Source organism: Aminobacter sp. 01T433 (assembly GCF_056398585.1).
The window spans coordinates 264,951-291,131 of record NZ_JBFTPR010000003.1; the positions used below are offsets into that span (position 1 = coordinate 264,951).

Below are 26,181 nucleotides of genomic sequence, written 5' to 3' on the forward strand. Positions count from 1 at the left end.
CGTAGTCGGCGAGCGCAACAGTGGTGCCTTGGCAACTCTTGGCGAGGATCCAAATGGCCGCGTCCGACCGTCCTTCAGAAATCGCCCACTGGACCGAGGTCGAACGGCCGGACGGCGAGACATTTTCCGGCACCGACGAATTGAGGGGCATTGGTGCCCCCCTTGGCGCGCATTTTGGCCTTGAGCGGATCGGCATCCACCATGTCCGTCTGCCGCCTGGCCGGCGGACGTCGTTTCCGCACGCCGAAAGTGCCGAAGAAGAGTTCGTCCATGTCCTGGAGGGCGAGCCCGATGTCTGGCTGGACGGCAACTTGCATCGGCTGAAGCCCGGTGACTCCGTGGGATTTCCTGCGGGCACCGGACAGGCCCACAGCTTTCTCAACAACACCGAAACCGAGGTTCGACTTCTGGTGATCGGCGAAACCAACAAGTCCGAAAACCGCATCGTCTATCCGCGCAATCTTGAGCGCAAGGCCATGCGCGACGACTGGTGGGGCGATGCGCCTGAACGGATGCTCGGAGACCATGACGGGGTGCCCGACAAGCTTCGTGCGATGCGAGAAAAAGGGCGCAGCTAGCGCCAGGATTGAATTCGTCCAGCGGCTACTCGGGCGGTGTTGTTGAGGTCCAGCTCGTCGCAACTATCTGGGGCGTAACACTCAATTCGCCGACAAGATGCTCCACCAGGCTGTCTTCCTCGCGCGCGCTGAATACCAGAGCCTCGACCTCTACCGAGCTCGTATCCGGCAGCGCATGGCTTTCCAATGACTGCAACCTGAGCTTGCGCACGCTGAGCGCCTGGAGAAGCATGGTTCGCACCATCGCCTCGTCACGCGCTTTGCATTTCAGCTCGATGACATAAAAGCGCGGGACTTCCTTGCTCTCGGGGGCCATTTCATCGACGAGCCAGCTCAGGCGCGGAAGGACAAGGTTGATGAAGACGATCAGAACCGCCAGTTCAGCCGCCTCCACGGGATTGCCGTAGCCGGCAAGCACGCCAACGGCGCCAGTTGCCCACACGGTTGCCGCGGTGCTCAGGCCGCGCACGCTGAGGCCGTCCCTCATGATCAAGCCGGCACCCAGAAAACCGATGCCCGTTACCACCTGACTGCCCATGCGAACTTCGCTGGTGACACCGACCAGTGTCGGCAGCGCGCTATAGGCCGCAGCGCCAAGCGCCACCAGCGCATGAGTGGTCAGTCCCGAATGTCGCTGTCGCCACTGACGTTCGATGCCGATCAGCACGCCAAGCAAGACGGCAACGACAAGTCTGGGCGCAATAGACAGGAATTCAGGCAGTGAATGTGTCATTCGATCCCGCTGGCCAGCTATGAAGCAATGGAGCGAGCCCTGCCCGCAAGCAGGATTTAAGCGGCTTGCGTCTTGAGAGGCAAGCTGGCGTCAGATGCCAAAGAAGATGGTGTCCAAAGTCACCGCAATCGCAGTGCAAGAAGATGGCGATCCCGACAGGATTCGAACCTGTGACCATCGGCTTAGAAGGCCGGTGCTCTATCCAGCTGAGCTACGGGACCGCTGGCCGGCCCATGGCGAGCCGGCATAATCATGCCTTAAGACGTCAGTGCGTCCAGGGCGTCCTGCGGTCATAACGGAAATTGTCCGAGTAGGAAATCTGCCGGCGCTTGGCTTCTTTCGGCTCCTGGACGCGGAAGGCTAGGCCTTCCTTTTCGGCATAAGCAACCGCTTCTTCGCGGGTCTCGAAGGTCAGACGAATCTGGCTCTTCATGTCGCCGGAGCTGGTGTAGCCCATCAGCGGATCGATCTTCTTCGGCTTTTCGGCGTCGAATTCGAGCACCCAGTGCCCGGTTTTGGCTTTGCCCGACTGCATGGCGGTCTTGGCAGGGCTGAAAATTCGCGCGGACATACTTACCTCACTCGTGATTCCGCGCAGACGCACGGACATCCAGATGAGCCCGTCATTACTGTGCAATCGCCTTTGCTGCAAGACGAAAGCCGGTTTCGTCGTTTTTGCCCTTGCCTTGTCGAGCGGAAGCCACTAGGCACGGCATCGAAATGTGATTTCGGAGTGTAGCGCAGTCTGGTAGCGCATCTGGTTTGGGACCAGAGGGTCGGGAGTTCGAATCTCTCCACTCCGACCATTTTACTTTGCAAGATCAATTGCCTGGATTGCGCAGCCCATTGGCCTTGCCGATCAGGCAAACTCCCCTCCACAAGCACATGTTAGGCACGGCGACGGTCGAAACGAATCGCGCGCGGCCCGATGGCTTCATGCCTCCCGCCCTCGTAGCGAAGTCGCTGGGTGTCGGATCACCGCGTCCCCGTGAGTCGTTCGAAGCTCGACAGGATCAGGATCGCGGTCGCCGCCAGTCCAGCGCTGAGCCCCCACCACACGCCCGTCGGGCCGAGCGCATAAGACAGGGCCACGGCCACGGGAAAGCCGACCAGCCAATAGCCGACGAGGGTCAAGCCAAGCGTCAGCCTGGCGCGACCGAGGCCACGCATCAGACCCACGCCGATGTTCTGCGAGCAGTCGAAGATTTGCAGGATTGCGGCAATCGTCAGCAGTTGGGCGGCAAGCCTCATCGTCTCCGTGGTGCTCGGTCCCGTATCCGATCCGAACGGAAGAAGCACAAGACCTGGCATCGCGATGTAGCCCGCACCAACGATCGCCATGATCACTATGCCAATGCCGACGCCGATCGCACCGTAGCGCCGTTTCAGGGCGCCCTGCCCCTGGCCCTGCGCCTCGCTGATGGCAACTGATGTGCCATGCGACAAGCCAACCGCCAGCATGAAGGCGATGTAGATGATCTGGTTGACGATATTGTGCGCGGCCAGTGCCGCCTCGCCGAACGTGCCCATCAACAAGGCAATGGCGACTGTGAAAGCGGCCTCTGAACCATATGCCGCCGAGGTCGGCACGCCGAGGGCCAATGTTCGTTTCCAGGCGCCCACATCAAGCTGCAGCAAAGCCGGCACGATTCTGTAGGCGCCATAGCCCGGCGACCGCAGCACATGCATCGAAAGCGCGGCGAAGCTCGCCAGGTGCACCAAGGCTGCAGCAAGGGCAACGCCTGTCGCGCCAAACTGCGGCAAGCCGAAACGGCCGGTGGCAAGGCCGAAGGCAAGTGCCGCGTTGATGGCGATGGAGGCCAAGGTGATCGCCAGGACCGGCCCCGGCTTTCTCAAGCCGACGGTGAAGCTGCGCAGCGCATTGAACCAAAGGCACGGAAGAATGCCCCAGGACGTCGCCATCAGGTAAATGCCGGCAAGCCGCGCGACCTCAGCATCTTGTCCGAACGACAAGAGCAGCGGCTCGACCTGCGTCATGAGCGCCACGGCGACGAGGCCGGCCAATGTCGATATCTGGAGGCTTGAGGCGGCGTAGTGGGCGATCTTTTCGGCATCGCCCGTGCCGCGAACTTCTTCGGCGACGAGATTGGCGGTTCCGACTGCAAGGCCGACGCCCATGGTGCGCATCAGGTTGAACAGGCCGATCGCCAGGCCGCCAGCGGCGAGCTCGGCCGAACCAAGCAGGCCGAGCACGATGATCGAGGTGGTCGAGATCGCCACTTGGGCAAGCTGAGTAAGTGCCAGCGGCACCGCCAGCTGCAGGATGTGGCGCGCATCGACGATGAAGCGCGACAAGATGAATGTATTCGCCATGTCGCGCTTCGGAAGTCCCTCTATCAGGCGAGAATGCGGGCCGCGATGATGCGCGGGGCATCGGCCTTGAAGACGTCGGGATAGAGAATCGCCGCAGCCTCGTTAATGACGACGCGGCGGGCGATGGGACCGTGCGATTCGATCCAGTGATCGCCAACGAAATGAACCTTGCCTTCCTGCACCGCGCGCAGCGACGACCAGATCGGGTTTGTCTCGAACGGGCGATCCGGGCCGTAATCGTAGACGATGATGACGTCGGGATCGGCAACGAGCATGGCCTCGAGGTTCATCTCGAAGGCGGTGTTGTCGGGCACCTCGGGCGTCGGGTTCTTGCCGGCGACATTGACGCCGCCGAGCGTGGTCAGGATCGAGGCGGTGACGTCGTCTTCGTAGAAGGTCCATGGCGCCTCGCCCGAACCGTAGAAATAGAGATATTTGACGCCCCGGTCCTTCGGCGCCTTGGTCTTCAGGGCGTCGAACTCGGCGTGGAAATCGGCGACAAGCTTTTCGCCTTCGGCCTTGTTGCCAAGCGCTTCGGCCACCAGCAACAGGTCGCGCTCGGAGTCCTCTGGTGTCTCCAGGCGAACCGCGAGATAGGGCGCGATCTCTTCGAGCTTGCCCGCATTGGCTTCGGTGTAGCGCTTGATGGCGACGATCAGATCAGGCTTGGCCTGGGCCAGAAGCTCCAGATTGGGGCTGGCCCGCTGGCCGATCTTGGGCACGTCGACAAGCCTGTCGAGCAGGTGGTCGGGGTTGCGGCCTTCCACCATGTAGGTGGTGGCGACAGGCGTGATGCCGAGTGCCAAGGCAACATCGGCGCCGAAATAGGAAATGGCGGCTACCCGCTTGGCATCATCGGGAAGCTTGATAGCCACACCGCGATCGTCGGTGATGGTATGCGGTGCCGCCTTGGCTGCGGTCGCGAACATCGCCACCATGCCAACGGCGGTGGAGCGGATCAGGAAATCTCTGCGATTCATGACATAAGCCTTTCAATGGATGAGACGTGAAGGAGCCTTGATCGAGCCGGTGGGAATGAAGACCGGCGGATGGTCTTGGTTGCGGGTGACGGTGGCGCTGACGCGAAAGGTCTCGGTCAACAGATGCTCGGTCATGACATCGGCTGGAGCACCCTGGTCGATGATGGTGCCGCGATCGACGGCGACGAGATGGTCGGCGAAACGCACCGCCTGGTTGAGGTCGTGCAGCGACAGCACCACCGTGATGCCCTGGGTGCGGTTGATGTGCTGCAACAGCTCGAGCACCTCGAACTGGTGGCCGATGTCGAGGAAGGTCGTGGGCTCGTCGAGCAACAGGATCCCGGCGTCGACGGCAAGCGCCATGGCGATCCAGGCGCGGCGGCGCTCGCCCCCGGAGAGCGTTGAGACCATGCGGTCGGCGAGGCTGCTCATGTCGGTGGCAGCGATCGCGCGCGCCACCGCTTCCGCGTCACCGGGCGCTGTCCGCCCCAGAAGGCCGCGATGCGGATGCCGGCCATAGGCAACGAGTTCGGCCACCGTTATCTCCGGCGGGTCGACCATTTCCTGAGGAAGGAATGAGAGCCTGCGCGCCAATTGCTTGCGCGGCCATGCCGACAGCTTCTGGCCATCGAGCGCGACCTCACCCGACATCGGTCGCAACAGGCCTGCCATGGCACGCAGCAAGGTGCTCTTGCCGCATCCATTGGCCCCGATCAGCGCGGTGATCTTGCCCTTGGGAACCGACAGGCTGACATCGCACAGCACCTGGCGCGCACCATAGCCGAGGGAGATGTCCTGGCAGATCAGGCCGTTCATAGGCGTCGTCCCAAAAGCACGAGGAAAATCGGCACGCCAATCAGCGCGGTGACCGCACCGACGGGGATTTCGGCCGGCGGGGTGGCGATGCGGCCCAAAAGGTCGCCTGATGTCACGAGCAAGGCGCCCAGAAGTGCCGAAATCGGCAAAGATTTGGCCAGCGAAGTGCCGACCAGCCGACGCGCGGCATGAGGCGTAATGAGGCCGACAAAGCCCAATGGCCCGACTATCGCCACGGCACTCGACGCCAGCACGGTGGCAAGGGCGATGGCCGCGAGCCTGATCGCGCCGACATTGACGCCAAGCGTCGCCGCCGCATCGTCGCCGATCGACAGCAAGTCGAGCTTGGCCACCATCACCGGCAGCGCCAACAACCCGCCAATGGTCCAAGGCAGCAGATGCAGTGCGTGCTCCCAGCCACGGGCATAGAGGCTGCCCGACAGCCATAGCAGCACCGTCTCCATGCGGGTCGAGCCCCAGGCGGCGAAGATGCCGAGGCCAAGCGCCTGGAAGGTGATGCCAATGGAGATACCGGCCAGCACCAGCCGCAACGGGGTGGCACCCGCACGCCAGGCGACGAGATAGGTCAAGGTCGCTGCGACCAGGCCGCCAACGAGCGCGACGAAGGGCAAGGGTGCTACCGGATAAGAGGTCAGCTTGCTGCCGTCGGTCTGGCCCCAATAGACGGTGAAAAGCAGGAAGATCATCACGGCGAGCATGGCGCCGCCTGAAATGCCGAGCACATTGGGATCGGTCAGCGGATTACGGGTGGCTGCCTGCAGCAGATGCCCCGAGACGGCGAGATGAATACCAACGAGGATACCGATGGCAACACGCGGCAGCCGGATGTCCCACAAGATGCCGGCGGCGTCGCCAGTGTGGAAAAACAGGGCTTCGAGCCCACGATACAGACCGAGATCGGCAGCACCATTGAGCGCGGCAAGAAATGCAAGCGCAATGAGTGCGCAGAAGGTGACAGAAGCTGTCGGCCAGAACGGAAGCCTGCTCACGCCGTCTTCCTCCAGACCATGTGGATGAGGAAGGGGCCGCCGACGATTGCCGTCAGGACGCCGATCGGCAGTTCGCGCGGAGCGGCCATGGTGCGCGCCAGCGTGTCGGCGGTCAGCAGCGCGATCGCTCCCAGCATGGCCGAGACGGGCAACAAAACCTGATGCCTGACGCCGACGATGCTGCGGGCCACGTGGGGAATGCACAGGCCGAGGAAGCCGATGGGGCCCGCGACCGCAACGACGCCGACCGACAGGACGATCGCCGTCACAGCACCAGCAAGACGCCAGAAGCGCACATTGAGCCCGAGCGTTTCAGCAGCCTCGTCGCCGAGTGCGAGCAGATCGAGCGGACGCGCCAGCACGACGCAAGCACACAAACCCGCCACGGCCCAGGGCAGCAGGATGATGAGATGCTGCCAGCCGCGGCCGGCAAGTCCGCCGGTGAGCCAGAAAAACACCGAGGCGACCGTCGGTCCAGCGTGGATCAGTGCCGTGGTGATGCCGGCGGCGCAAAAGAAGGCGACGGCAGACCCTGCCAGCGCCAGCCTGACCGGCGACAGGCCGCCGGCTGACGCAATCAGGAGGCTCGTACCGCCAGCCAGCAATCCGCCGGCGAGGCCGATGAAAGGATGGGCGATGGCCGGCACCGAGGGCACGAAGACGTAGAAAACGACGATGGCAAAGCTTGCGCCGGTCAGCACGCCGGTCAGGTCCGGCGACGCGAGCGCGTTGCGCGCCACGCCTTGCATCACGACGCCCGAACAGGCGAGCGCTGCCCCGGCCAGAATGGCCAGAAGTTCACGCGGAATGCGCAGTCTCCACAAGATCGCCGCTTCAGGTCCAGCGCTACGCCCCAGCAGCGCGTCGATGACCAAGGGCACCGGCGTGGTGACACCGCCAACGAACAGCCCGGCAAAGCCAATGCCAGCGAGCACGACGAGGCCAGCGACCAGCAAGCCGACAATGCCGAAGCAGCCTTTGCGGCTCAGTTTCGCCGCTCCGCCGTCAGCCGATGCGCCGTCGATCAGCAATGTCATTGCGCCGCGCCGGTCTTCTGGTGAAGGAACATCGTTCGCATCGCGGGCCATGTTTATTGGTGAGGACAATTATCAAGTTTTATGGCAAATTGCCCACCAAGACCCAATGTGCAATCGAAAACTTCTCAATCCGGCATGCAAAACTCTCAAGCAGGACCCTCCCGGTTCCCGTCTTTGAACACCTTGCCCGCGTTCGTTGCGGTGGCCCGCACCGGCAGCCTGACGCTTGCCGCCGAGGAACTGCGCCTGACGCCCAGCGCGATCAGTAGGCAGATCAAGACGCTTGAGGAGAGCCTTGGCGCCGCTCTTTTCCAGCGTAGCCACAACGCTGTCGTATTGACCGAGTCCGGGCGACGTTTCCTCACCCATGCCAAGGGTGCTCTGGCTCTTGTTGAAACCGGCGCGCGTGAGATTTCGCCCCATCGGGCGCGGCTGACCGTTCAGGCACCGATCACGCTGACGCAGCGCTGGCTGATCCCGCGCATCGGATCGTTCAGGAGCAGCTGCCCGGGAGCTGACCTATCGTTTCGTTCGCAGAAGCCCGGCAATGATGCGGCGGATCTTACGATCGGCTATGTCAGGGGCACGGAGACGACCGCATTTTCGAATGCGTTCCTGTTGGACAAGACAGTGAGCGTCTGCACGCCGCAACTGCTTCGCGGGCTCACTGATCCACTTTCGCCTGAAGCGCTGTTCGACCTGCCGGTTCTGCTCGACACGGCGGATGCATGGTCATGGCTGCAATGGTCGGCATCTGCCGGCATGGCGTTTGCACCCAAGGCAGGAGCCATCACATTCGACACCGACGAAGCGGCCATCGACGCCTGCATTTCAGGTTTGGGCGTAGGGCAAGCCAATCCTGCTTTCATCGAAAACGAGCTCAGGAGCGGCATGCTGGTGGCGCTGTGCCCTGAAATAACAGCGGTCGTCGGCGCCTATGAAGCGTCGATAGACACCTCCACCGCGCTGAGCCAGCAGTTCTCGTCCTGGCTCAGCCAATGGGGGTCGGGATCGACTGCTATCTGACATTGGCCAAGAAGGCGGTTTCGAACTCATTCCTCGGCGCGTGATTCGGCCAGGGTCAGGATGAGAAGATTGACCAGTTCATTCTTTTGGTCAGTTTCTCCAGCGCAATCGAGCCGAGCATCGAGTTGCCGCGATCATTCAGGCCAGGCGACCACACCGCAATCGACGCAACTCCAGGCACGATCGCCAATATCCCGCCCCCAACGCCGCTCTTGCCGGGAATGCCGACACGGAACGCGAACTCGCCCGAGCCGTCGTAGTGGCCACAAGTGAGCATCAGGGCATTGATACGCCGGGCCCGCTCGCCTGATATGACCGTGTGGTTCAAGGAAGGAATTCTGCCGGAATTCGCCAGGAAGCGTCCGGCATTCGCCAATTGCTTGCAGCTCATGGCGATGGCGCAGTGATGGAAATAGACCCCAAGCGTCAGCTCCGGCGCGTGGTTCAGGTTGCCAAATCCCTTGAGATAATTGGCAAGCGCGAAGTTGCGGTAACCGGTAGCGCGTTCGGAATTGGCGACGTCGCGGTCGATCACGATGGTATCGTCATCGGCAAGGGAGCGCACAAAACTCAGGATCTCGCCGATGGCCTCGCGCGGTTGATGGCCGGCCAAGAGCACATCCGAGACAACGATCGCACCGGCATTGATGAATGGGTTTCTGGGTATCCCCTCTTCCCGCTCCAACTGGACAATGGAATTGAAGGGCGTGCCCGAAGGCTCCCGGCCAACTCGGTTCCACAAGGTGTCGCCAGCTCGCCCCAAAGCCAGCGCCAGGGTGAACACCTTGGATATGCTCTGAATGGAAAAGGGTTCGTCAGCGTCGCCGGCAGCCACCACCTCGCCATCATTCATGATGACCGCAATGCCAAACTTCGCCGGATCGACCTTGCCAAGCTCCGGGATGTAGGAAGCGACCTCGCCGCGCTCAGGCGCGTTCGCCATCTCCGCAACCACTTCGTCCAGAACATCTTTCAATTGAGACATCGCGGTTCCTGATAAGCCGTCCGGCTAGAATCGAATTGTGGCGTCAGTAATCCACCTTACATGCGCCCAAGCCAAGCGCGGCGGCAATCGGCCCGCCCTCGGGGCATCCGCCAAGAGCATTGAGAACTCGGCAACATAGGGCCACGGATGTCCACTTGCCGCCTGCACTTACCCTTGAAACACGCGCTTTGGCGCGATTGCGACATTTGCGCACCACGACCAGCGCTTGATGAATCCAAGTGTAGTGCTATCGTTCTACTAAAGCGTGGTCAGCAAAACCGAATCCGGCTTTGCGTTCGATCATGCCCTAGCCTAGTGGATCCGCCCACAGGCCGGTCGCCAGGGGGCGAATGACTTTGGTCAACAGGCGGCGGACCAGGGTGGGGAGTGGCAAACGATTGGCGGAGCTATCCGAACAATTCATCGATCAGATCTACGAGGCTTCCTTCATACCGGAGAAGTGGCCCGTATTACTTGATGGACTGGCGCAAGCCGTAGAGGGCCTGGGCGGCTATCTCTTCACCATCAGCCAGGGCGCGTCGGCCTATCTCGCTTCGGAAGCGGTCGCGCCGCATGTGGAAGCGTTCATGCGCGAGGGCTGGATGGCGGTCAACGCGCGCAAGGCCCGCGCAGAGGCCCTGGCCTATCCCGGTTTCATCACAGATCTCGATGCCTTCACCGAGCAAGAGCTGGAAACGGAGCCGATCTATCGCGATTTCCTTCATCCCCGGGGAATCGGCTGGGCAGCAGGCACCCACATCCCGATCCCGACCGGCGATGTGCTGTCTTTCAATCTCGAACGGAAGACAGAGCGCGGTCCCTTCGAGCGGGACTATGTCGACGCACTCGACCGCATGCGTCCGCATCTTGCACGCGCCGCGATGGTCAGCGCCCGAATCGGTCTTGAAAAGGCCCGTGCCGGTGCCGACGCACTGGAGGCGCTTGGACTGCCGGCCGCGGTTTTGGGCGGGCGCGGGCAATTGCTGGCCTGCAACGGGCTGATGGACACGCTGATACCGGCCACCGTCCAGGATTGTTCAGGCCGCGCCAAGATCACCGACAAGAAAGCCGACGCCCTGCTTGAGAGCGCGCTGTCGGCGCTCGCGGGCGGCGCCAGGCGCGGTATCGTCCAGTCGTTTCCGATCGCTGGAGAGAACGGCAGGCCATCAAGTGTCGTGCATCTGCTACCGGTCCGCGGATCAGCACATGACCTGTTCAGCCGCATTCACTGCATCCTCGTCATCATGCCCCTGCCCGGACCGGGCGCGCCATCGGCCAATGTGCTTCAAGCGCTGTTCGACCTGACGCCGAGCGAAGCTCGGATTGCATCCGCCCTCGCCGACGGCCGCTCGATCGACGCCATCAGCGTCGATTTCGGCATCGCCAGGGAAACCGTGCGATCACATCTACGTTCGATCTTCGCCAAATCGGGCGTTTCCAAGCAGTCGTCGCTGGTGCGGCTATTGCTCGGGGTCACGCTGCCACGCGCGTCCTGCTGAGTGCTAGACCATAGGCTTACTGGACAGTTCGGGCGTGACCTGCACATCTGAATTTGGGAGGAATGCCAGTGCCCTATCTCGATATCTATCTCGCCCAGCTTGTCGATCCGTTCCGCATCGGCCTGCTGATTGCGCTGGTGCTCACCGCGGCCAATACCGCGCAGGTGCTCAACCGCTGGATTCCGATTGCGCTTGGCATCGTCTTCGTTGCCGTGTTGATCCCGCTCAGCCTTGGGTCGGCGGACGGTCACAGCACCGCCACCGCAGTGGTCGTCGGCTTTGCCTCCAATGCGACCATCCTCGGCGTGCTGCTTGCGGCAAAGGCACTTTATTCGCGACTGGCCTGAAGCTCAGAGTTCCAGTTCGCCCTGCCCGGCGTCGAGCGCACCGATCGTCTCGGCGGCAAGGGCTCGTGTGATGCGGGTCTTTTGTTCGAGCGCGGCACGGTCGAGGCGATCGACGACGTGGATGGCGGTCGACAGCGAGCGTTCGATTCGGCGAACCAGGAACTGCACCACATGCGGCTCAACCTCGACCTGACGGTCGGCGAAGAGTTTGGTGATGACGCCGGCAAGCAGAATGTCGTCGGGCTCCTCGATCTCCACAGTCGCCGCAGCCTTCAGCCGAGAGGCGAGATCAGGCAGCGTCACGCCCCAGGCGGTGGGAAAGCTGCGCGCGGTGAGCAGCAGATGCGAGCCCGCGCCGCGCACTGTGTTGATGAGGTGAAACAAGCCTTCCTGGTCGAGCCTGCCCTGATCGGCATCGTCGATCAGCACCGGCACGGAACCGATATCGCCCAGATGGGCGGAAATGTCGGACGGGCTGAGCTCGATCGCGCCGGCATAGTCGCGCCAGATCGCAGCGAGATGCGACTTGCCCGACCCTGCCGGGCCCGCGAGCAGCACCACGGGGGCCGGCCACTCCGGCCAGCGGTCGATCAGGGCGGCTGCCTGCTGATTGGCCTGCGACACGACCAGATCGTCGCGCGTAAGCCCCGGCGAATGGCCGAGGTCGAGCGGCAATTGGCGCGGTTTGAAAGGCTCGCGCGTCACGGTCATTTTTCCGAACTTGCGCCGCCCGTCTCACGGGGATCGGCGGGCGGGCGCACCGCATGGCCATAATAGAGCGGCGACTCAAGATAGCGCGAGATGGCAAAACGGACCAGAACGGCGACAGCCGCAGCGGCAGGCACGGCCACCAGCAGTCCGACAAAGCCGAACAGCGCGCCGAAGGCAAACAGCGCAAACATCAGCCACACAGGATGCAAGCCCACGCTCTTGCCGACCAGGCGCGGCTGCAAGATGTTGCCTTCGATGAACTGACCAACGAAGAACACGGCGGCCACGGCCACCACCATCGTCCAGTCCGGCCAGAACTGGACGAAAGCCACGCCGACCGACAACACCAGCCCGACCATGGAGCCGACATAAGGAATGAAGCTGATGAGGCCAGCAAACAGGCCGATGAGCACGCCGAAATTCAGACCGGTCAGCGTCAGGCCAATCGCATACATCACGCCAAGCACAAGGCAGAGCGTGCCTTGCCCGCGCACGAAGCCCGCGGTCGCCGCGTTGATGTCGGTGGCAAGCTGGCGCACCGTCTCGACATGGTCGCGCGGCACCCAGCTGTCGACGACGGCAACCATGCGGTCCCAGTCGAGCAGCATGTAAAAAGCGACGACCGGCGTGATGATGAACAGGCTGGCGATGGAAAACAGCGCCACGCCCGAGCTCCAGATCGACTGGAACACGGTCGACAGGAAGCCGAAGCCAGTGCTCAGCAGCGAGTTGAGCCCTTCGCGCAAGCCGGCCGCATCGACGCCAAAGCGCTGCTCAAGCCATTGCGGGTCGAAATTGGTGACCAGCTGCTGCAGCTTTTCGACATAACCGGGCACCTTGGCGGCGAAGTCGGCCATCTGCGAGGCCAGCACCGGGATCAGCACCACAAGCGCCAAAGTCAAAATCACGATGAAGCAGATGAGGATCACCACCGTCGCCATGACTCGCGACAGGCCAAGCCGTTGCAGCCGGTCGGCGACCGGATCGAGGAAATAGGCCAGCGCCATGCCCGCCACGAAGGGCAGCAGGATATTGCTGAACAGATAAAGAAACGCGGCGAACAGAAGGGCCGTGATCAGCCAGAAGCGTATCTGCTTGCGGAATGCCGCCGACGCGGCTTCTTCGGCCGCCTCGTTATCGGTTGGGAGTTTCGCCTTCGCCATTACCGCTCATGTGCCTCAGCCAAGCCACGAGATAGGCTGCCGCGGAAGCGACGGTCAAGAGGCCGGACAGTATTATCAACGCCGGGCGAACAGGGCCCAAGTCGAGCGTGAAAGCCAGTTCGGCCAGCACGATTGCCGCCAGGATGATCTGCATGGCGGTGTTCACCTTGGACACCATCAGCGGCTTCACCACCACTGGATTGCCCATCACCGTCGACAGCAGCACCGCACCGATGATCAAGGCGTCACGCGAAACCGCCAGCATCACGAGCCACAGCGGCAAATGCCCCATGATGCCGAGCACGACAAAGACGCTGACCAGCAGCAGCTTGTCGGCCATCGGGTCAAGATAGGCGCCGAGTTCCGAGCGCTGGTTGAAATGGCGAGCGATGAAACCGTCGATCCCATCCGAGACGCCGGCAATGACGAAACCGGCGAAGGCCCAATCCCACTCCCCCGACAACATGGCGTAGATCACGCATGGCACGAGCACCAGGCGCATGATCGTGATCATGTTCGGAATAGTCACAACCTGCGTCCCCCCTTGGTCTTTTGTCGATACTCTTTGTCTTTTCCCGATACATGGGCGAGACTTGGCACCTCCGCAAGGGATGGGCCGGAATGTGGCCCTGTCCACTGCTTTGGCAGGCTGATTGCGCTGCTTCCGGCCTGTCTCGCTTGCGGGGAAGAGCCGTTCATGCGAATAGCGCCCAAAAGCGCACGGCATCAGGACTTGACGATGAGCGAAGGCAAGAACGGTCTCACCTATGCGCAGGCGGGCGTCGACATCGACGCCGGAAACCTGATGGTCGAGAAGATCAAGCCGCTGGTGCGATCGACGCGCCGGCCAGGCGCGGATGGCGAGATCGGCGGTTTCGGCGGATTGTTCGACCTCAAGGCCGCCGGCTTTACCGATCCGATCCTGGTCGCAGCCAATGACGGCGTCGGCACCAAGCTCAAGATCGCCATCGACGCCGGCAAGCACGACACGATCGGCATCGACCTCGTGGCCATGTGCGTCAACGACATCGTCGTGCAGGGTGCCGAGCCACTGCTGTTCCTCGACTATTTCGCCACCGGCAAGCTCGACCCCAACCAGGGCGCCGACATCGTTTCGGGTATCGCCGAAGGCTGCCGCCAGGCCGGCTGCGCGCTGATCGGCGGCGAGACCGCCGAAATGCCGGGCATGTATCACGGCAACGACTACGACCTCGCCGGCTTTGCCGTCGGCGCCGCCGAGCGCGGCCAGCTTCTGCCCACCGACGATGTTGTCGAAGGCGACGTGCTGCTCGGCCTCGCGTCTTCGGGCGTTCACTCCAACGGCTATTCGTTGGTGCGCCGCGTCGTTGAAACATCCGGCCTCAAATGGAGCGACCGCGCGCCCTTCGCCGACGGACCGACGCTCGCCGAAGCGCTGCTCGAGCCGACGCGCATCTATGTAAAGTCACTGCTCAAGGCGATCCGCGAAACCCACGGGATCAAGGCGCTGGCCCACATCACCGGCGGCGGTTTCCCCGAAAACATCCCAAGGGTGCTGCCCAAGGAATTCTCCGCCGAGCTCGATCTTTCCGCCATCGACGTGCCGCGCGTCTTCTCCTGGCTCGCCGCGACCGGTGGCGTTGCGCCCGAGGAAATGATGCGCACTTTCAACTGCGGAATCGGCATGATCGCGGTGGTTGCCGACAGTCAGGCAGCGCAGGTCGCAGCCGTGCTGCAGGAAACAGGCGAGACGGTCACGCCGATCGGCCGCATCGTGCCGCGCCGTGACACCGGCGTCATCTATCGCGGTTCGCTGTCGCTATGAGCACGCCTCGCAAGCGCACCGTCATCCTGATCTCTGGCCGCGGCTCGAACATGGCGGCCCTGATCGATGCAGCCTCCGACCCAGCCTTCCCGGCCGAGATCGTCGGCGTCATCTCCGACGAGGCCAACGCTGCGGGCCTGGGTATCGCGGCCAGCCGCGGCATCGCCACCAAGGTGGTTGCGCGCAGCGACCATGCCAGCAAGGACGCGCACGATGCTGCGATCGATGCAGCCCTTGCCTCTTTCGGCGCCGAGATCGTCGCCCTTGCAGGCTACATGCGACTGTTGACCACCGGCTTCGTCGAGAAGTGGCAAGGCCGGATGATCAACATCCATCCAGCTCTGCTGCCGTCCTTCAAGGGCCTCGACACCCACAGCCGCGCGCTCGACGCCGGCATCCGTGTTCATGGCTGCACCGTGCATTTCGTCACGCCCGCCATGGATGACGGGCCGATCATTGCCCAGGCTGCCGTGCCGGTGTTGATTGACGACGACGAACCTACGCTTTCAGCACGCGTGCTCAAGGCCGAGCATCGGCTCTATCCCCTCGCCCTCAAGCTGTTTGCCGAGGGCAAGGTGCGGATGGAAGGCGGCCGTACCGCCTATTCCAGCTTCCACGACACGATCGGCCAGGACGAGATTGCCGCGCCCAACCCGGCGCGCGACGAGATCGATCTCGAGCAGTTGGCGCGCATCACCCCCTGACCGGGAGGCCGGTATGGCGAAGACCAGGCAATTGCTGCTTCTGCGCCATGCCAAATCGAGCTGGGACACGCCTGCACTTGCCGACTTCGACCGGCCATTGTCGCCGCGTGGCCAGAAAGCCGCGCCGCGCATGGGCACAGAGATCGCCGAACGCGGCTGGCTGCCTGATCTCGCTCTTGTTTCGCCAGCGGCGCGCACGCGCGAGACCTGGCAGCTCGCATCAGCGAGTTGGCCGAAACCTCGGCCCAAGGTTGTTTTCCTGGAAAGCCTCTACGGGGCTTCGGCCAATGACCTTTTCAACGCCGCAAGGACGACGTCCAGGGACATCGGCACAGTGCTGATCATCGGCCATAATCCGGGGCTTGAGACATTTGCCCTGCAGCTCGCCGGCCCCGGCTCGAATGGCGAGGCGCTTCATCTGCTTGAGGAAAAATTCCCAAGTGCTGCCCTTGCCCGCTTCGAATTCGAGGGCCGCTGGGACGAGCTGCAAAGTAGCGCCGCCCGTCTCACCCACTGCCTGCGTCCCAAAAATCTCGACTGAAGGCTGCGCGTCAGGCGCGGCGGCGGCGCAGCAGGGACACCAGCCAGGGCGCGCCAAGAATGAGTACAGCGCCACCCAACCACACGACGACGATCAGCGGACGCAGGACGACACCGACCAGGCCAACCAATCCGCCGAGAAAGCCGCTGGTCTGCGAGCTGTCGAACGCACCGACGACCTCAGTTCCGATGCCGGTCGCCGTCGCGGCATCCTTGCCGGTTTGCACGATCGCGTCGACATTGGTTGACGTCCAGGCAAGAATGCTGTCGACGAGGCTGTAGCCGACCCAGGCAAACAGTGACCACAACACAAGCACGATCAATGCCACCGCCATGCCGAACTTCGGCATACGCGAACGGCGCTCGACCTTCGCGGAACCATCGCGGCCAAATGCTTGGCTTCCGTCGCTGGAGCCCCACTTCCCGGCGCCATCACGACGACCGTCAGCCGCCTTGTCGCCTTGCCAAGCGTTGATGGCCTTCAGGACCTCTCCGAGCTCGCCGCCATGGCCCTTTTCGGGTCCCTTATTCTTGTTCTTGAAGCCCTGTTCGCCCATCGACCGTCTCCGCATTGGTTCAGCACCGACGAATCATCGGCCGAGCACACATAGGACGAGTTGTTAGAGATAAAAGGACAAACCGCTGAAAAGACAGCGTGACGCAGGGTGCGTCAGTGAATGCGCTCCAATGGCGCGCAGTTTTCGCGTTCCATCTGAAGCGTGGTGTGGTGGAGGTCGAATTTCTCCTGCAGACGCGCTTCGATAGCCTGGCGCACGATCTCGGCGTCAGCCCCCTCATCCAGGACCGTATGCGCGGTCAGCGACGCCTTGCTTTGGGTGATCGCCCACAAATGCAGGTCGTGCACCGAGGCCACGCCTGGCACCGTTGCGATCGCGTTTTCGACCTCGGCCAGATCCATGCCAGGCGGAACACCTTCGAGCAAGATGTTGATGCATTCCTTGAGCAGTACCCAGGTGCGCGGGAAGACCATGAAGCCGATGCCGACCGCCAGCAACGAATCGACCCATTGCCAGCCGGTAAGCCAGATGACCACCGCAGCTACAATGACGCCGACCGAGCCGAGCATGTCGGCCCAGACTTCGAGATAAGCGCCCTTCACGTTGAGGCTGCCGTCCTTGTGACCTGCCAACAGGCGCATCGAGGTCAGATTGACCAGCAGGCCGATGACGGCGATGCCCAGCATGCCAATCGACTGAATGTCTTGTGGCGCAGATAGCCTGACATAGGCCTCGTACAGGATGTAGAAAGCAACTGCGAGCAACAGGAGCGCATTGAATGCCGCAGCCAAAATCTCAAAACGTGCATAGCCGTAAGTGCGCAGAAGATCGGCCGGCCGGCGACCGACATTGATCGCCACAAGCGCGATCGCCAGCGCCATGGAGTCTGTCAGCATATGCGTGGCATCGGAGATCAGCGCCAAGCTGCCGGTGACGAAGCCGCCGACTGCCTCCGCCACAGTGAAGGTGGCGGTCAGGCCGAAAGCGATCCATAACCGCGAGACCGGGGTGTTTTCGATGTCGCCGTGCGCGTGGTCGCCGCTCATGGTGCCCTCAAGTTGATAGTGCCACCGGATATCAAGCGGCGGGTCTGATCCAGACCTTGTTGTCGTGGACGGCGGCACCGCCATAAGGTGCCGGCGCATCGGCACCAGTCAGGACATTGATGCCCTCGCCGCGCTCGTGATCCGAATTCGGCCAGATGCCCTCGGCAATGACCACGCCGCGCTTGATCTTGTCGAAGAGCCTGACATGCAGAACGACTTCGCCGCGCTTGTTGCCGATCTCGACACGGTCGCCCGATGACAGGCCTAGCTCGGCTGCGTCTTCAGAGTGGATCAGAAGCTCCGGGCGTCCCTCCTTCGCGCGCGACACAGGGGTTTCGGCGAAGGTGGAATTGAGGAAGTTGCGCGCCGGCGAGGTTGCCAGCCGGAACGGATGTTCGGCATCCGCCACCTCGATCAAGTCGACATGGTCGGGGAATTCCGGCAACTGCGCGACGGGGCCGAAGATGCCCATGCTCTTCGGCGGCTTGTTGGGTGCCGCCCCGCCATTCCACTGCGGCTTGAAGCGGAACTTGCCGTCGGCATGGCCAAAGCCCTTGAGGAAATGCGCGTCCTCGAATTCCGGCTGCAAGTCGGCCCATTTTTGCTCCCTGAACGAGTCGAAATCGCCAAGGCCCTTTTTCTCCAGCATGACGTCAATGTGCTGGCGCTCGGTCATGCCGAAACCCGGCAAATGCGACACGCCCAGCCGCTTGCCCAGCTCTTCGATGACATAGTGGTTGGTGCGCGGCCCTTCCGGCGGGTCGATCAGCTTGGGCCCAAGCGTGATGTGCTGGTTGCCGCCGCCCTTATAGATGTCGTCATGTTCCAAAAACATCGTCGCGGGCAAAACGACATCGGCGAGCTTGGCCGTGTCGGTCATGAACTGCTCGTGCACACAAGTGAACAGGTCCTCGCGCAGAAAACCCTGCTTCACCAGTCGCTGCTCTGGCGCGACATTCATCGGATTGGTGTTCTGGATCAACAATGCCGTCACCGGCGGGCCGCCATACAGCGCGTCTTCATGGTTCATCAGCACCGGGCCGATGCGCGAATGATCGAGGTAGCGGATGTTGGGGTCGCGGAACTTCGTTCCCTCGAGCAGTTCGCCATTGAGCTTGAAGATGCCCGAATTGGAATGAAAGGCGCCGCCGCCCTCATATTGCCAGGCACCCGTCACCGCCGGGATCGACAGCGCCGCATGCATGTTGACCGAGCCGTTACGCTGGCGCGAGAAGCCGTAGCCCAAGCGGAAGAAGGTCTTCTTGGTCGTGCCGACGAGTCGGGCAAAGGCCTCGATCTCCTCGACCGCAAGGCCGGTGATCGCAGCCGCCCATTCCGGCGTCTTGTCGCTGAGATGCGCTTCCAGCCCCTTGGGGTCGTCGGTGTATTTTTCGAGATAGGCACGGTCGGCCATGCCTTCCCTGAACAGTACATGCATGACCGCGCAGGCCAGTGCTGCGTCCGTGCCAGGCCTCAGCACCAGGCCCATGTCAGCCTGCTTCAGCGTCGCATTCTCGTAGATGTCGATGACAACGATCTTGGCGCCGCGTTCCTTGCGCGCCTTGATGGCATGGGTCATCACATTGACTTGGGTGACCACCGCATTGGTGCCCCAGATCACGACGCAATCGGACTTGGCGATCTCGCGCGGGTCGGAACCGCGGAGCGAACCGGTGCCCATCACATAGCCAGTCCAGGCCAGGTTGGTGCAAATCGAGCCGAAGAAACCGGAATATTTCTTGGCGTGGCGCAGCCGCTCGATGCCGTCGCGCTGCACCAGCCCCATGGTACCAGCGTAGAAATAGGGCCACACCGTCTCGGAGCCGAGTTTCTCCTCGGCGGCGATGAACTTTTCGGCGACCAGATCGAGCGCGGCTTCCCAGCTCGCTTCCTTCCAGTTGCCGTCGCCCTTGGCGCCGGCTCGGATGAGCGGCTTCAGCAGTCGTTCGGGATGATGGACGCGGTCGGCATAGCGGGCAACCTTGGCGCAAATGACGCCGGCGGTGTAGCTGTTGTCCTTGGCACCATGCACGCGGCCAATCGTCTTGCCGTCAAGCAGCTCGACTTCGAGCGCGCAGGTCGAGGGGCAATCATGCGGACAGGCCGAATGGCCGATGCGAATTTTGGTATGGGTGTTCATGTGCCGACCGTATCGGGATTTGCGTCAGCGAGACATAGAGATGTTCGCTCGCCAATGTCCAGTCAACACACATTGGTCGACAACCTCAGGATGTCGACAAAAACCAATTTGCAATCTATAATAACATATTCGGCATCCGGACAATCAGCGATTGCAACCTTTCTCAGACACCAGTTAGGGAGGTTTTCATGGCCGCAGATCCAAGGACATACCAATTCAATCTTCCCAGCAATTCGGCACCATCCAACGTCAGGCTGGACGAGGAATGGTACCCAGGGATCATTCCTTACGCCCTTTCAGCCTCGACCAGGCGCAATGTCGATCCCATTACCGGCATCAGGGCCGTCGTCATCCATGCAACCGCGGGCTCTTCATCTGAAGGCGCGGTCTCCGTCATCAAATCGAGAAGCGCAAGCTTCCACTGGCTGGTCCCTGACGAGAATGAAGCCGCACATGGCAAGAATGTATGGGCCACCTGCCATGAGGCACGTCGCGCCTGGCACGTCCGCAACCAGGCTTCCCACCAGGACGTTTATTTCGGCGAGGAAGGCGTTAACGACTACTCGCTCGGGATAGAGATCGTGAACACCGTGGCATCGAGCGACCGATATTCAGATTGGCAGGTGGCCGCCACGTCACAGATCGTCAGGTATTGCTGGGAGAAGTATCCAAACCTGAAATACATCGTTTCCCACGCCAAGCTGGATCCGGACCGGCGTGATGACCCCGGAGCGCATTTTCCGTGGGACAAGTTTCGAGACATGGTCCTGAACTCCCCGGTGGATTCAGGAGGAGCCGTGGTTGCTGGATATGCGCGCAACGCACGCGAGGTCAGGGAACAGGTGATCTTCGACGACTGATCGCGCCCAACAGGCCAGCATCGCTACAAGATGTGGAATGTTGGCCTGTCGCGCCAGTCCGGCCCGACAGCACCTGGAAACACCTCTGTTGCAATAGACTCGCGGAGTAAGCCCCTACTCCGCGATGCCCTCTTCATATTCCGCCGACATCGCAAGCCATTTTTCCTCATGGCCGTTGAGCTGGGCGGCAAGCTGAGAGCGCTCCTTGGCAAGCTGCGTCGCCGTCGTGGGATCCTTCTCGTACAGCTTCGGATCAGCAAGCTGATCCTCGATGGCGTCGGCGCGCTTGCGGATGCGGTCCATCAACGCTTCGGTGGCGCGGATCTCCTTGGCCAGCGGCTCCATGGCGGCGCGACGCGCGGCAGCCTCGCGGCGGCGGTCGGCCTTCGACGCCTTGTCGGCCTCGCGACGCTCCCTGCGATCGCCTGACACGCCTGTGACCAGCGTCTTGTAGTCCTCAAGGTCGCCGTCATACGGATTGACGCTGCCGTCCTTGACCAACCACAGCCGGTCAGCCGTCGCCTCGAGCAGGTGGCGGTCGTGCGAAACCAGGATCACAGCGCCGGGGAATTCGTTGAGCGCAAGGATAAGCGCTTCGCGGCTGTCGATGTCGAGATGGTTGGTCGGCTCGTCGAGGATGAACAGATTCGGCCCGTCGAAGGCGGCCAAGCCCATCAGCAGACGCGCCTTTTCACCGCCGGACAGGTCCTTGGCGGCGGTGTTCATCTTGTCGGTGGCGAGGCCGAACTGGGCGACACGAGCGCGCACCTTCGATTCCGGCGCATCCGGCATCAGCCGGCGCACATGCTCATAGGCGTTTTCATCCGGCCTCAGATCGTCGAGCTGGTGCTGGGCGAAGATCGCGACCTTGAGACCAGGCGCGATTGTCACTGAACCCGTATCGGCCTTCAGCCTTCCGGCCAGAAGCTTGGCGAAGGTCGACTTGCCATTGCCGTTGGCGCCGAGCAGCGCGATGCGATCGTCGGCATCGATGCGCAAAGTCATCTTCTTGAGGATCGGGCTGCCCGGCTGGTAACCGACGCTGACGGCGTTGAGTGCCACGATCGGCGAAGCCACCGTCTTCACCGGCTCGGGGAAGCTGAACGGCCGAACATTGTCTTCAACGAGAGCCGAGATCGGCTTCATCTTTTCCAGCGCCTTGATGCGCGACTGCGCCTGGCGGGCCTTGGATGCCTTGGCGCGGAAGCGGTCGACGAAGGACTGCAGGTGCTTGCGCGCTGCGTCCTGCTTGACGCGGCCCTTCTCCTGCAACTCGCGCTGCTCGGCGATCTGGCGCTCGAACTGGTCGTAACCACCGCGCCAGAAGGTCAGCTTCTTCTGGTCGAGATGGACGATCGAATTGACGGCGCGGTTGAGCAGGTCGCGATCATGGCTGATCAGTAGAACGGTATGCGGATATTTCGAGACATAGTTCTCAAGCCACAGCGTGCCTTCAAGATCGAGATAGTTGGTCGGCTCGTCGAGCAGCAGAAGGTCGGGCTCGGCAAACAGCACCGCGGCAAGCGCCACGCGCATGCGCCAGCCACCCGAGAAAGACGAAGCCGGGCGCCTTTGTGCTGCGTCGTCAAAGCCGAGGCCGGCAAGAATTGTCGCCGCGCGGGATTCGGCCGAATGGGCATCGATGTCGGCAAGGCGAATATGGATCTCGGCGATTCGGTGCGGATCGGTCGTCGTGAGCTCTTCGGCCAGCAGGGCTGCGCGCTCGACATCGGCCTTGAGCACGATTTCGATCAGCGGCTCCTCGGTGCCGGGCGCTTCCTGCGCCACCTGGCCGATACGCGTGTTCTTGGGCAGGCTGATGTTGCCGGTTTCGGAGCTGAAGTCACCGGTGATCGCCTTGAACAGCGTGGTCTTGCCCGTACCGTTGCGCCCGACCAAGCCCGCCTTGGTCCCGGCAGGCAGGGTCAACGACGCATGGTCGAGGAGAAGACGTCCGGCAATGCGGAGGGAGAGATCATTGATTATGAGCATGGCGTGGCGGTTTTGGCGGAGAGTTGTGGCAATGGCAAGGGCGCGCGGCACCTATCAGGCACAACGCGCGGTCGAAAACGCCACTGGCGCACTGCTTTCAGGCGAAAGCGGGCCTGCGGGTACGGTGCAGCGCGTCTCCGGCGAGTTCGCCCACGGCATCGACGGCCGGTCCGTCGAGCGACGCCGGCGGCGGTGAGGCATACCCGATAGCAAACAGCACAGCGCTGCCAGCGGCCAGGATGGCGAAGAGCACGAACATGCCCGGCCCGCCCAATGCTCCAAGCGCCAGGCCACCAAGCAACGGTCCGAGAAAATTGCCGACCGAGCACAACGAGTGCGCGCCAAAATAGGCGCCGCGATTGTCGTCGTTGGAGATCTTGTCGACCAGCACATATTCCGCCGGCACGACCAGCACCTCGCCAATGGTGAACAGCACCATGAAGCCGATCAGCATCGTCGCACTTGTGGCAACGGCAAAGCCAAGCTCGCCGCCGAGGAACAGCAGGCAGCCCAAAACCATCGCGCGAAGCGGTCCGATCCTTTCGATCAGCATCCGGGCGGGTGCTGTGGCAAGCACAACCACCGTCGCGTTCGTGGTCACCAGCCAGGCGAATATCTTCATGCCGTCGGCAAGATTGGTGGTCAGATATTGCGACAGCGTCACCGACCACTGGCCGTAGACTGCCATCAGCAGCGTTCCACCGCCAACGTAAAACAGCAACCGGCGGTCGCGCAGCGCCGCACTCAGCCTGCGGAATCCGGGGGCCTGAACCGCGGCTTGCTCGCCATTGCGGCTGGCAGGCATATTGGGAACAATGATGAAGATCGCTGCCGAGAAGGCGAAATGGACGATGCCGGCGATGACGAAGGGCAGCGGCGAGTTGGCGCCGATGGCAAGGCCGATCATCGGGCCGATGGCCCAGCCGGCATTGATCACCAGATAGCGCCACGAAAACATCTTCAACCGAAGTTTTTCAGGTGCGGCATCGCTCATCAGCGCACGCGACACCGGCTCATAGACGGCGGCGGAAACCGACGAGACGATGTGAGCCAGCGCGAAGGCCGCGACTGACTGTGCCAGGCCCAGGCCGACAAGCCCCAGACCGGCGAACAGCAGGGCCGTAACCAGCACCACCCGCCTGCCGATGCGATCAGAGATCGTTCCGGCAAAGGGGCTGACAGCGGCGCCCAGCAATGGCCCAGCGCCGATCAGAACGCCGATCATGGCCGGGCTGAGCCCAAAATCCTGCTGCATCCGTATGGCGAGGAAGGTCAGGCTCATGCCACGCGCGATCGCCACCATGCCGGAGCCCGCAATGAGCAGCAGCACGATCGCCTGGCCGGTCTTTTCGCCATAGGCGCGCAATGAATTCTCCGCGTTTCGAAAGCGCCTGCCCGCCGGCGCAGAGGCCGTGGCGGTCGCCATATCGTCTGGCTGAGATACCAGCCGAAGGCAAGGCAAACCACCTCCCGATCCTATGATCCAGACAGCTCATGACAGGACATTCGCCGTGCCGAAAACTATCCGGGCCGCCTTCAGGCAAATGCCCTTCCGTCTTCCGTCCGCTGGAAATAGATGAGGTCGAGCCCGACGGATTCCCGGCCAAGCACCGTCAGGATCATGTGCGCCTGCCCACGATGATGTGTCTGGTGATTGAAGAGATGAGTGAGCGCAGGCGCGAGCCTTTGTGAAATCGTGCGCATGTCCGTAATCGTCATATAGGTGAAGCGCCCGGCAAATGCCTTGTCGGTGAGCGAGCCAATCCATTGCACGATGCGCTTGTCTTCGGCCTGCCGCGCGGCTCGGAGCTTTGCGAAATCGGCGTGAACGATCGTGTCCAGCGACGACGGCGCATCGCCCTCGCCGGTGAAGCGTTTCAGCCAGACCCGATCAGCCACCAGCAGATGGTTGAGCGTGCCTTTCATCGACTTGAAGAACGCACCGGTGTCAGCTTCATATTCCGCCACGTCCAGATCGGCGGCGGCCTCGTAAATCCTTTCGTTGGCCCATTGATTGTAAGCGGCCAACATCATGAAATGCTGCTTCATCTGTTATCCTTCGGTGCTTCGAAAATCACTGCCCACTTACTACAGCCCATCGGGAATTACCGCCAATGACCATTCTCTTTTACGACCTCGTCGGCAGCGATCCGGCACGTCCGTTCAGCCCGCATTGCTGGAAAGTGGCGATGGCGCTGGCTCATAAAGGGCTCGACTACCGGGCGGTGCCGACCCGTTTCCTCGAAGTGCCCGCGATCGAAAGCGGCACTTCGAAGACCATCCCCGTCATCCGTGACGGCGACAAGATAATCGCGGATTCTTTTGCCATCGCGCTCTATCTCGAAGAAGCCTATCCGGATCGGCCGACGCTGTTTGGCGGCAAGGGCGGCGAAGCACATGCCCGTTTCATCGAACGCTGGTCGCAGCTGACGGTGCACCCCTATCTCGGTGTCACAGCGCTTACCGCACTTCACGCCATGCAGGATGAAGCCAATGGCGTCTATTTCCGCCAAAGCCGGGAAACGCGCTACGGCAAGACGCTGGAAGAGGTGAGTGCCGCACGCGACGCCGGGCTCAACGCCTTCCGAGCTTCGCTCGAGCCGCTGCGCAGCATGCTGACCTACCAGCCTTGGATCGGTGGCAACGGGCCGCTGTTTGCCGACTACATCGTGTTTTCTGCCTTCCAGTGGGCCCGCATCGCTACCTCTTACAGACTGCTCGACGACGCCGATCCGGTCGCCGAATGGTTCGGCCGCTGCCTCGCTCTCCATGATGGTCTTGGACAACGCGTGCCGGCAGCCGCGTAGGCTGCGGCCTTGCCCCCTTGGCAATGTGGCGGGCGGCCTGTATAGAGCCCGCCACACTGCAAATCCCCAGATCACAAGGACCTATCATGGCGATCGAACGCACATTTTCGATGATCAAGCCGGACGCGACCAAGCGCAACCTGACCGGCGCCGTCACCAAGATGCTTGAGGATGCCGGCCTGCGCGTCGTGGCGTCCCGCCGCGTGTGGATGAGCCGCCGCGAGGCCGAAGGCTTCTACGCCGTCCACAAGGAACGCCCCTTCTTCGGCGAACTGGTCGAGACCATGACGTCCGGCCCGACGATCGTCCAGGTTCTCGAAGGTGAAAACGCAATTGCCAAGAACCGCGAAGTGATGGGCGCCACCAATCCGGCCAACGCCGACGAAGGCACCATCCGCAAGGTCCACGCACTGTCGATCGGCGAAAACTCGGTGCACGGCTCGGACGCTCCTGAGACCGCAGCCCAGGAGATCCGCTACTGGTTCTCCGATACCGAAGTCGTCGGCTAATCCAGCCAGCGAGCAGCGGCCTTCAAGCCACTGAACAAGAAT

At 62.3% G+C, this 26,181-nt stretch carries 27 protein-coding genes and 2 tRNA genes; 11 read left to right on the top strand and 18 right to left on the bottom strand.

What is annotated here, in order from left to right; translation table 11 throughout:
- The first annotated feature begins 53 nt into the window (after positions 1-53).
- Positions 54-578, top strand: a complete 525-nt coding sequence (locus AC1DLV_RS06535; protein ID WP_476798744.1) for a cupin domain-containing protein — start codon at positions 54-56, stop codon at positions 576-578.
- Positions 579-603: 25 nt separating this feature from the next.
- Here AC1DLV_RS06535 and AC1DLV_RS06540 read toward each other — a convergent pair whose 3' ends face one another.
- The 3 genes from AC1DLV_RS06540 to AC1DLV_RS06550 form a co-directional block, all read right to left on the bottom strand.
- Positions 604-1,311, bottom strand: a complete 708-nt coding sequence (locus AC1DLV_RS06540) for an MgtC/SapB family protein (RefSeq protein WP_476798745.1) — start codon at positions 1,309-1,311, stop codon at positions 604-606.
- Positions 1,312-1,455: 144 nt separating this feature from the next.
- A tRNA-Arg gene (locus tag AC1DLV_RS06545) sits at positions 1,456-1,532 on the bottom strand.
- Positions 1,533-1,576: 44 nt separating this feature from the next.
- Positions 1,577-1,882 carry an ETC complex I subunit gene (locus AC1DLV_RS06550; protein ID WP_115732770.1) on the bottom strand — a complete coding sequence of 102 codons (306 nt, stop codon included), beginning with the start codon at positions 1,880-1,882 and terminating at the stop codon, positions 1,577-1,579.
- A gap of 158 nt (positions 1,883-2,040) precedes the next feature.
- Here AC1DLV_RS06550 and AC1DLV_RS06555 point away from each other — a divergent pair.
- Positions 2,041-2,117 (top strand) — tRNA-Pro (locus AC1DLV_RS06555).
- Positions 2,118-2,286: 169 nt separating this feature from the next.
- Here the strand turns inward: AC1DLV_RS06555 and AC1DLV_RS06560 are convergent.
- The 5 genes from AC1DLV_RS06560 to AC1DLV_RS06580 are packed head-to-tail and all read right to left on the bottom strand — an operon-like array spanning position 2,287 to position 7,488.
- Positions 2,287-3,645 carry an MATE family efflux transporter gene (locus tag AC1DLV_RS06560; RefSeq protein WP_476798746.1) on the bottom strand — a complete coding sequence of 453 codons (1,359 nt, stop codon included), beginning with the start codon at positions 3,643-3,645 and terminating at the stop codon, positions 2,287-2,289.
- Positions 3,646-3,668: 23 nt separating this feature from the next.
- Positions 3,669-4,625, bottom strand: coding sequence for an ABC transporter substrate-binding protein (locus AC1DLV_RS06565; RefSeq protein WP_476798747.1), 957 nt, complete (start codon positions 4,623-4,625; stop codon positions 3,669-3,671).
- A gap of 12 nt (positions 4,626-4,637) precedes the next feature.
- A complete protein-coding gene (locus AC1DLV_RS06570; RefSeq protein ID WP_476798748.1) occupies positions 4,638-5,441 on the bottom strand; it encodes an ABC transporter ATP-binding protein in 804 nt (267 codons plus the stop codon).
- Positions 5,438-6,451, bottom strand: a complete 1,014-nt coding sequence (locus AC1DLV_RS06575) for a FecCD family ABC transporter permease (protein WP_476798749.1) — start codon at positions 6,449-6,451, stop codon at positions 5,438-5,440. The genes AC1DLV_RS06570 and AC1DLV_RS06575 overlap by 4 nt, the downstream gene beginning before the upstream one ends.
- Entirely contained in the window at positions 6,448-7,488 is a 1,041-nt protein-coding gene (locus AC1DLV_RS06580) for a FecCD family ABC transporter permease (protein WP_476798750.1), read from the bottom strand. Before AC1DLV_RS06580 ends, AC1DLV_RS06575 begins: the two co-directional genes overlap by 4 nt.
- 174 nt (positions 7,489-7,662) lie before the next feature.
- Here AC1DLV_RS06580 and AC1DLV_RS06585 point away from each other — a divergent pair, with 174 nt between their 5' ends.
- Complete coding sequence (locus AC1DLV_RS06585; protein WP_476798751.1) at positions 7,663-8,514, top strand: LysR family transcriptional regulator; 852 nt, start codon at positions 7,663-7,665, stop codon at positions 8,512-8,514.
- A 55-nt stretch (positions 8,515-8,569) separates the two neighbouring features.
- Here the strand turns inward: AC1DLV_RS06585 and AC1DLV_RS06590 are convergent, their stop codons facing one another.
- Complete coding sequence (locus AC1DLV_RS06590; RefSeq protein WP_476784059.1) at positions 8,570-9,499, bottom strand: glutaminase; 930 nt, start codon at positions 9,497-9,499, stop codon at positions 8,570-8,572.
- 398 nt (positions 9,500-9,897) lie between these two features.
- On the opposite strand from AC1DLV_RS06590, the gene AC1DLV_RS06595 reads away from it, so the two are divergent.
- Together AC1DLV_RS06595 and AC1DLV_RS06600 are read left to right on the top strand one after the other, a co-directional pair.
- Positions 9,898-10,998, top strand: a complete 1,101-nt coding sequence (locus AC1DLV_RS06595) for a helix-turn-helix transcriptional regulator (protein WP_476798752.1) — start codon at positions 9,898-9,900, stop codon at positions 10,996-10,998.
- 68 nt (positions 10,999-11,066) lie between these two features.
- On the top strand, positions 11,067-11,345 hold the full coding sequence (locus AC1DLV_RS06600) for a hypothetical protein (RefSeq protein ID WP_476788899.1): 279 nt from the start codon (positions 11,067-11,069) through the stop codon (positions 11,343-11,345).
- 3 nt (positions 11,346-11,348) lie between these two features.
- Here AC1DLV_RS06600 and hdaA read toward each other — a convergent pair whose 3' ends face one another.
- The 3 genes from hdaA to AC1DLV_RS06615 are packed head-to-tail and all read right to left on the bottom strand — an operon-like array spanning position 11,349 to position 13,748.
- The gene (hdaA, locus tag AC1DLV_RS06605) at positions 11,349-12,050 is read right to left on the bottom strand and encodes a DnaA regulatory inactivator HdaA (RefSeq protein WP_476798753.1); all 702 of its coding nucleotides are present in this window, start codon (positions 12,048-12,050) and stop codon (positions 11,349-11,351) included.
- A gap of 2 nt (positions 12,051-12,052) precedes the next feature.
- Complete coding sequence (locus AC1DLV_RS06610; protein ID WP_476798754.1) at positions 12,053-13,219, bottom strand: AI-2E family transporter; 1,167 nt, start codon at positions 13,217-13,219, stop codon at positions 12,053-12,055.
- Complete coding sequence (locus AC1DLV_RS06615; protein WP_476798755.1) at positions 13,191-13,748, bottom strand: CDP-alcohol phosphatidyltransferase family protein; 558 nt, start codon at positions 13,746-13,748, stop codon at positions 13,191-13,193. Before AC1DLV_RS06615 ends, AC1DLV_RS06610 begins: the two co-directional genes overlap by 29 nt.
- A 210-nt stretch (positions 13,749-13,958) precedes the next feature.
- On the opposite strand from AC1DLV_RS06615, the gene purM reads away from it, so the two are divergent.
- The 3 genes from purM to AC1DLV_RS06630 are packed head-to-tail and all read left to right on the top strand — an operon-like array spanning position 13,959 to position 16,268.
- A complete protein-coding gene (purM, locus tag AC1DLV_RS06620; protein WP_476798756.1) occupies positions 13,959-15,023 on the top strand; it encodes a phosphoribosylformylglycinamidine cyclo-ligase in 1,065 nt (354 codons plus the stop codon).
- On the top strand, positions 15,020-15,727 hold the full coding sequence (gene purN / locus AC1DLV_RS06625) for a phosphoribosylglycinamide formyltransferase (RefSeq protein WP_476798757.1): 708 nt from the start codon (positions 15,020-15,022) through the stop codon (positions 15,725-15,727). Before purM ends, purN begins: the two co-directional genes overlap by 4 nt.
- 13 nt (positions 15,728-15,740) lie before the next feature.
- Positions 15,741-16,268, top strand: coding sequence for a SixA phosphatase family protein (locus AC1DLV_RS06630; protein WP_476798758.1), 528 nt, complete (start codon positions 15,741-15,743; stop codon positions 16,266-16,268).
- Between the two features lie 10 nt (positions 16,269-16,278).
- Here AC1DLV_RS06630 and AC1DLV_RS06635 read toward each other — a convergent pair whose 3' ends face one another.
- From AC1DLV_RS06635 to AC1DLV_RS06645, 3 genes are all read right to left on the bottom strand, one after another.
- Positions 16,279-16,824 (bottom strand): hypothetical protein, encoded by a 546-nt coding sequence (locus tag AC1DLV_RS06635; RefSeq protein ID WP_476798759.1) that lies wholly within the window; start codon positions 16,822-16,824, stop codon positions 16,279-16,281.
- 113 nt (positions 16,825-16,937) lie between these two features.
- A complete protein-coding gene (locus AC1DLV_RS06640) occupies positions 16,938-17,831 on the bottom strand; it encodes a cation diffusion facilitator family transporter (RefSeq protein ID WP_476798760.1) in 894 nt (297 codons plus the stop codon).
- Positions 17,832-17,862: 31 nt separating this feature from the next.
- On the bottom strand, positions 17,863-19,971 hold the full coding sequence (locus tag AC1DLV_RS06645; protein ID WP_476798761.1) for a molybdopterin-containing oxidoreductase family protein: 2,109 nt from the start codon (positions 19,969-19,971) through the stop codon (positions 17,863-17,865).
- 188 nt (positions 19,972-20,159) lie between these two features.
- Between AC1DLV_RS06645 and AC1DLV_RS06650 the strand changes: the two genes are divergently transcribed.
- The gene (locus tag AC1DLV_RS06650) at positions 20,160-20,831 is read left to right on the top strand and encodes an N-acetylmuramoyl-L-alanine amidase (protein ID WP_476798762.1); all 672 of its coding nucleotides are present in this window, start codon (positions 20,160-20,162) and stop codon (positions 20,829-20,831) included.
- Positions 20,832-20,945: 114 nt separating this feature from the next.
- Here AC1DLV_RS06650 and AC1DLV_RS06655 read toward each other — a convergent pair whose 3' ends face one another.
- From AC1DLV_RS06655 to AC1DLV_RS06665, 3 genes are all read right to left on the bottom strand, one after another.
- The gene (locus AC1DLV_RS06655) at positions 20,946-22,823 is read right to left on the bottom strand and encodes an ABC-F family ATP-binding cassette domain-containing protein (RefSeq protein WP_476798763.1); all 1,878 of its coding nucleotides are present in this window, start codon (positions 22,821-22,823) and stop codon (positions 20,946-20,948) included.
- 97 nt (positions 22,824-22,920) lie between these two features.
- A complete protein-coding gene (locus AC1DLV_RS06660; protein WP_476798764.1) occupies positions 22,921-24,189 on the bottom strand; it encodes an MFS transporter in 1,269 nt (422 codons plus the stop codon).
- A 170-nt stretch (positions 24,190-24,359) separates the two neighbouring features.
- The gene (locus tag AC1DLV_RS06665; RefSeq protein WP_476798765.1) at positions 24,360-24,872 is read right to left on the bottom strand and encodes a DinB family protein; all 513 of its coding nucleotides are present in this window, start codon (positions 24,870-24,872) and stop codon (positions 24,360-24,362) included.
- Positions 24,873-24,937: 65 nt separating this feature from the next.
- On the opposite strand from AC1DLV_RS06665, the gene AC1DLV_RS06670 reads away from it, so the two are divergent.
- Complete coding sequence (locus AC1DLV_RS06670) at positions 24,938-25,630, top strand: glutathione S-transferase family protein (protein WP_476836133.1); 693 nt, start codon at positions 24,938-24,940, stop codon at positions 25,628-25,630.
- Between the two features lie 86 nt (positions 25,631-25,716).
- Entirely contained in the window at positions 25,717-26,139 is a 423-nt protein-coding gene (ndk, locus tag AC1DLV_RS06675) for a nucleoside-diphosphate kinase (RefSeq protein WP_476798767.1), read from the top strand.
- Positions 26,140-26,181 lie beyond the last annotated feature (42 nt).

Coding starts and splice junctions, on each gene's coding strand:
- AC1DLV_RS06535 (WP_476798744.1), top strand. CDS start 54: ATGGCCGCGTCCGACCGTCCTTCAGAAATCGCCCACTGGACCGAGGTC.
- AC1DLV_RS06540 (WP_476798745.1), bottom strand. CDS start 1,311: ATGACACATTCACTGCCTGAATTCCTGTCTATTGCGCCCAGACTTGTC.
- AC1DLV_RS06550 (WP_115732770.1), bottom strand. CDS start 1,882: ATGTCCGCGCGAATTTTCAGCCCTGCCAAGACCGCCATGCAGTCGGGC.
- AC1DLV_RS06560 (WP_476798746.1), bottom strand. CDS start 3,645: ATGGCGAATACATTCATCTTGTCGCGCTTCATCGTCGATGCGCGCCAC.
- AC1DLV_RS06565 (WP_476798747.1), bottom strand. CDS start 4,625: ATGAATCGCAGAGATTTCCTGATCCGCTCCACCGCCGTTGGCATGGTG.
- AC1DLV_RS06570 (WP_476798748.1), bottom strand. CDS start 5,441: ATGAACGGCCTGATCTGCCAGGACATCTCCCTCGGCTATGGTGCGCGC.
- AC1DLV_RS06580 (WP_476798750.1), bottom strand. CDS start 7,488: ATGACATTGCTGATCGACGGCGCATCGGCTGACGGCGGAGCGGCGAAA.
- AC1DLV_RS06590 (WP_476784059.1), bottom strand. CDS start 9,499: ATGTCTCAATTGAAAGATGTTCTGGACGAAGTGGTTGCGGAGATGGCG.
- AC1DLV_RS06610 (WP_476798754.1), bottom strand. CDS start 13,219: ATGGCGAAGGCGAAACTCCCAACCGATAACGAGGCGGCCGAAGAAGCC.
- purM (WP_476798756.1), top strand. CDS start 13,959: ATGAGCGAAGGCAAGAACGGTCTCACCTATGCGCAGGCGGGCGTCGAC.
- purN (WP_476798757.1), top strand. CDS start 15,020: ATGAGCACGCCTCGCAAGCGCACCGTCATCCTGATCTCTGGCCGCGGC.
- AC1DLV_RS06630 (WP_476798758.1), top strand. CDS start 15,741: ATGGCGAAGACCAGGCAATTGCTGCTTCTGCGCCATGCCAAATCGAGC.
- AC1DLV_RS06635 (WP_476798759.1), bottom strand. CDS start 16,824: ATGGGCGAACAGGGCTTCAAGAACAAGAATAAGGGACCCGAAAAGGGC.
- AC1DLV_RS06640 (WP_476798760.1), bottom strand. CDS start 17,831: ATGAGCGGCGACCACGCGCACGGCGACATCGAAAACACCCCGGTCTCG.
- AC1DLV_RS06645 (WP_476798761.1), bottom strand. CDS start 19,971: ATGAACACCCATACCAAAATTCGCATCGGCCATTCGGCCTGTCCGCAT.
- AC1DLV_RS06650 (WP_476798762.1), top strand. CDS start 20,160: ATGGCCGCAGATCCAAGGACATACCAATTCAATCTTCCCAGCAATTCG.
- AC1DLV_RS06655 (WP_476798763.1), bottom strand. CDS start 22,823: ATGCTCATAATCAATGATCTCTCCCTCCGCATTGCCGGACGTCTTCTC.
- AC1DLV_RS06665 (WP_476798765.1), bottom strand. CDS start 24,872: ATGAAGCAGCATTTCATGATGTTGGCCGCTTACAATCAATGGGCCAAC.
- AC1DLV_RS06670 (WP_476836133.1), top strand. CDS start 24,938: ATGACCATTCTCTTTTACGACCTCGTCGGCAGCGATCCGGCACGTCCG.
- ndk (WP_476798767.1), top strand. CDS start 25,717: ATGGCGATCGAACGCACATTTTCGATGATCAAGCCGGACGCGACCAAG.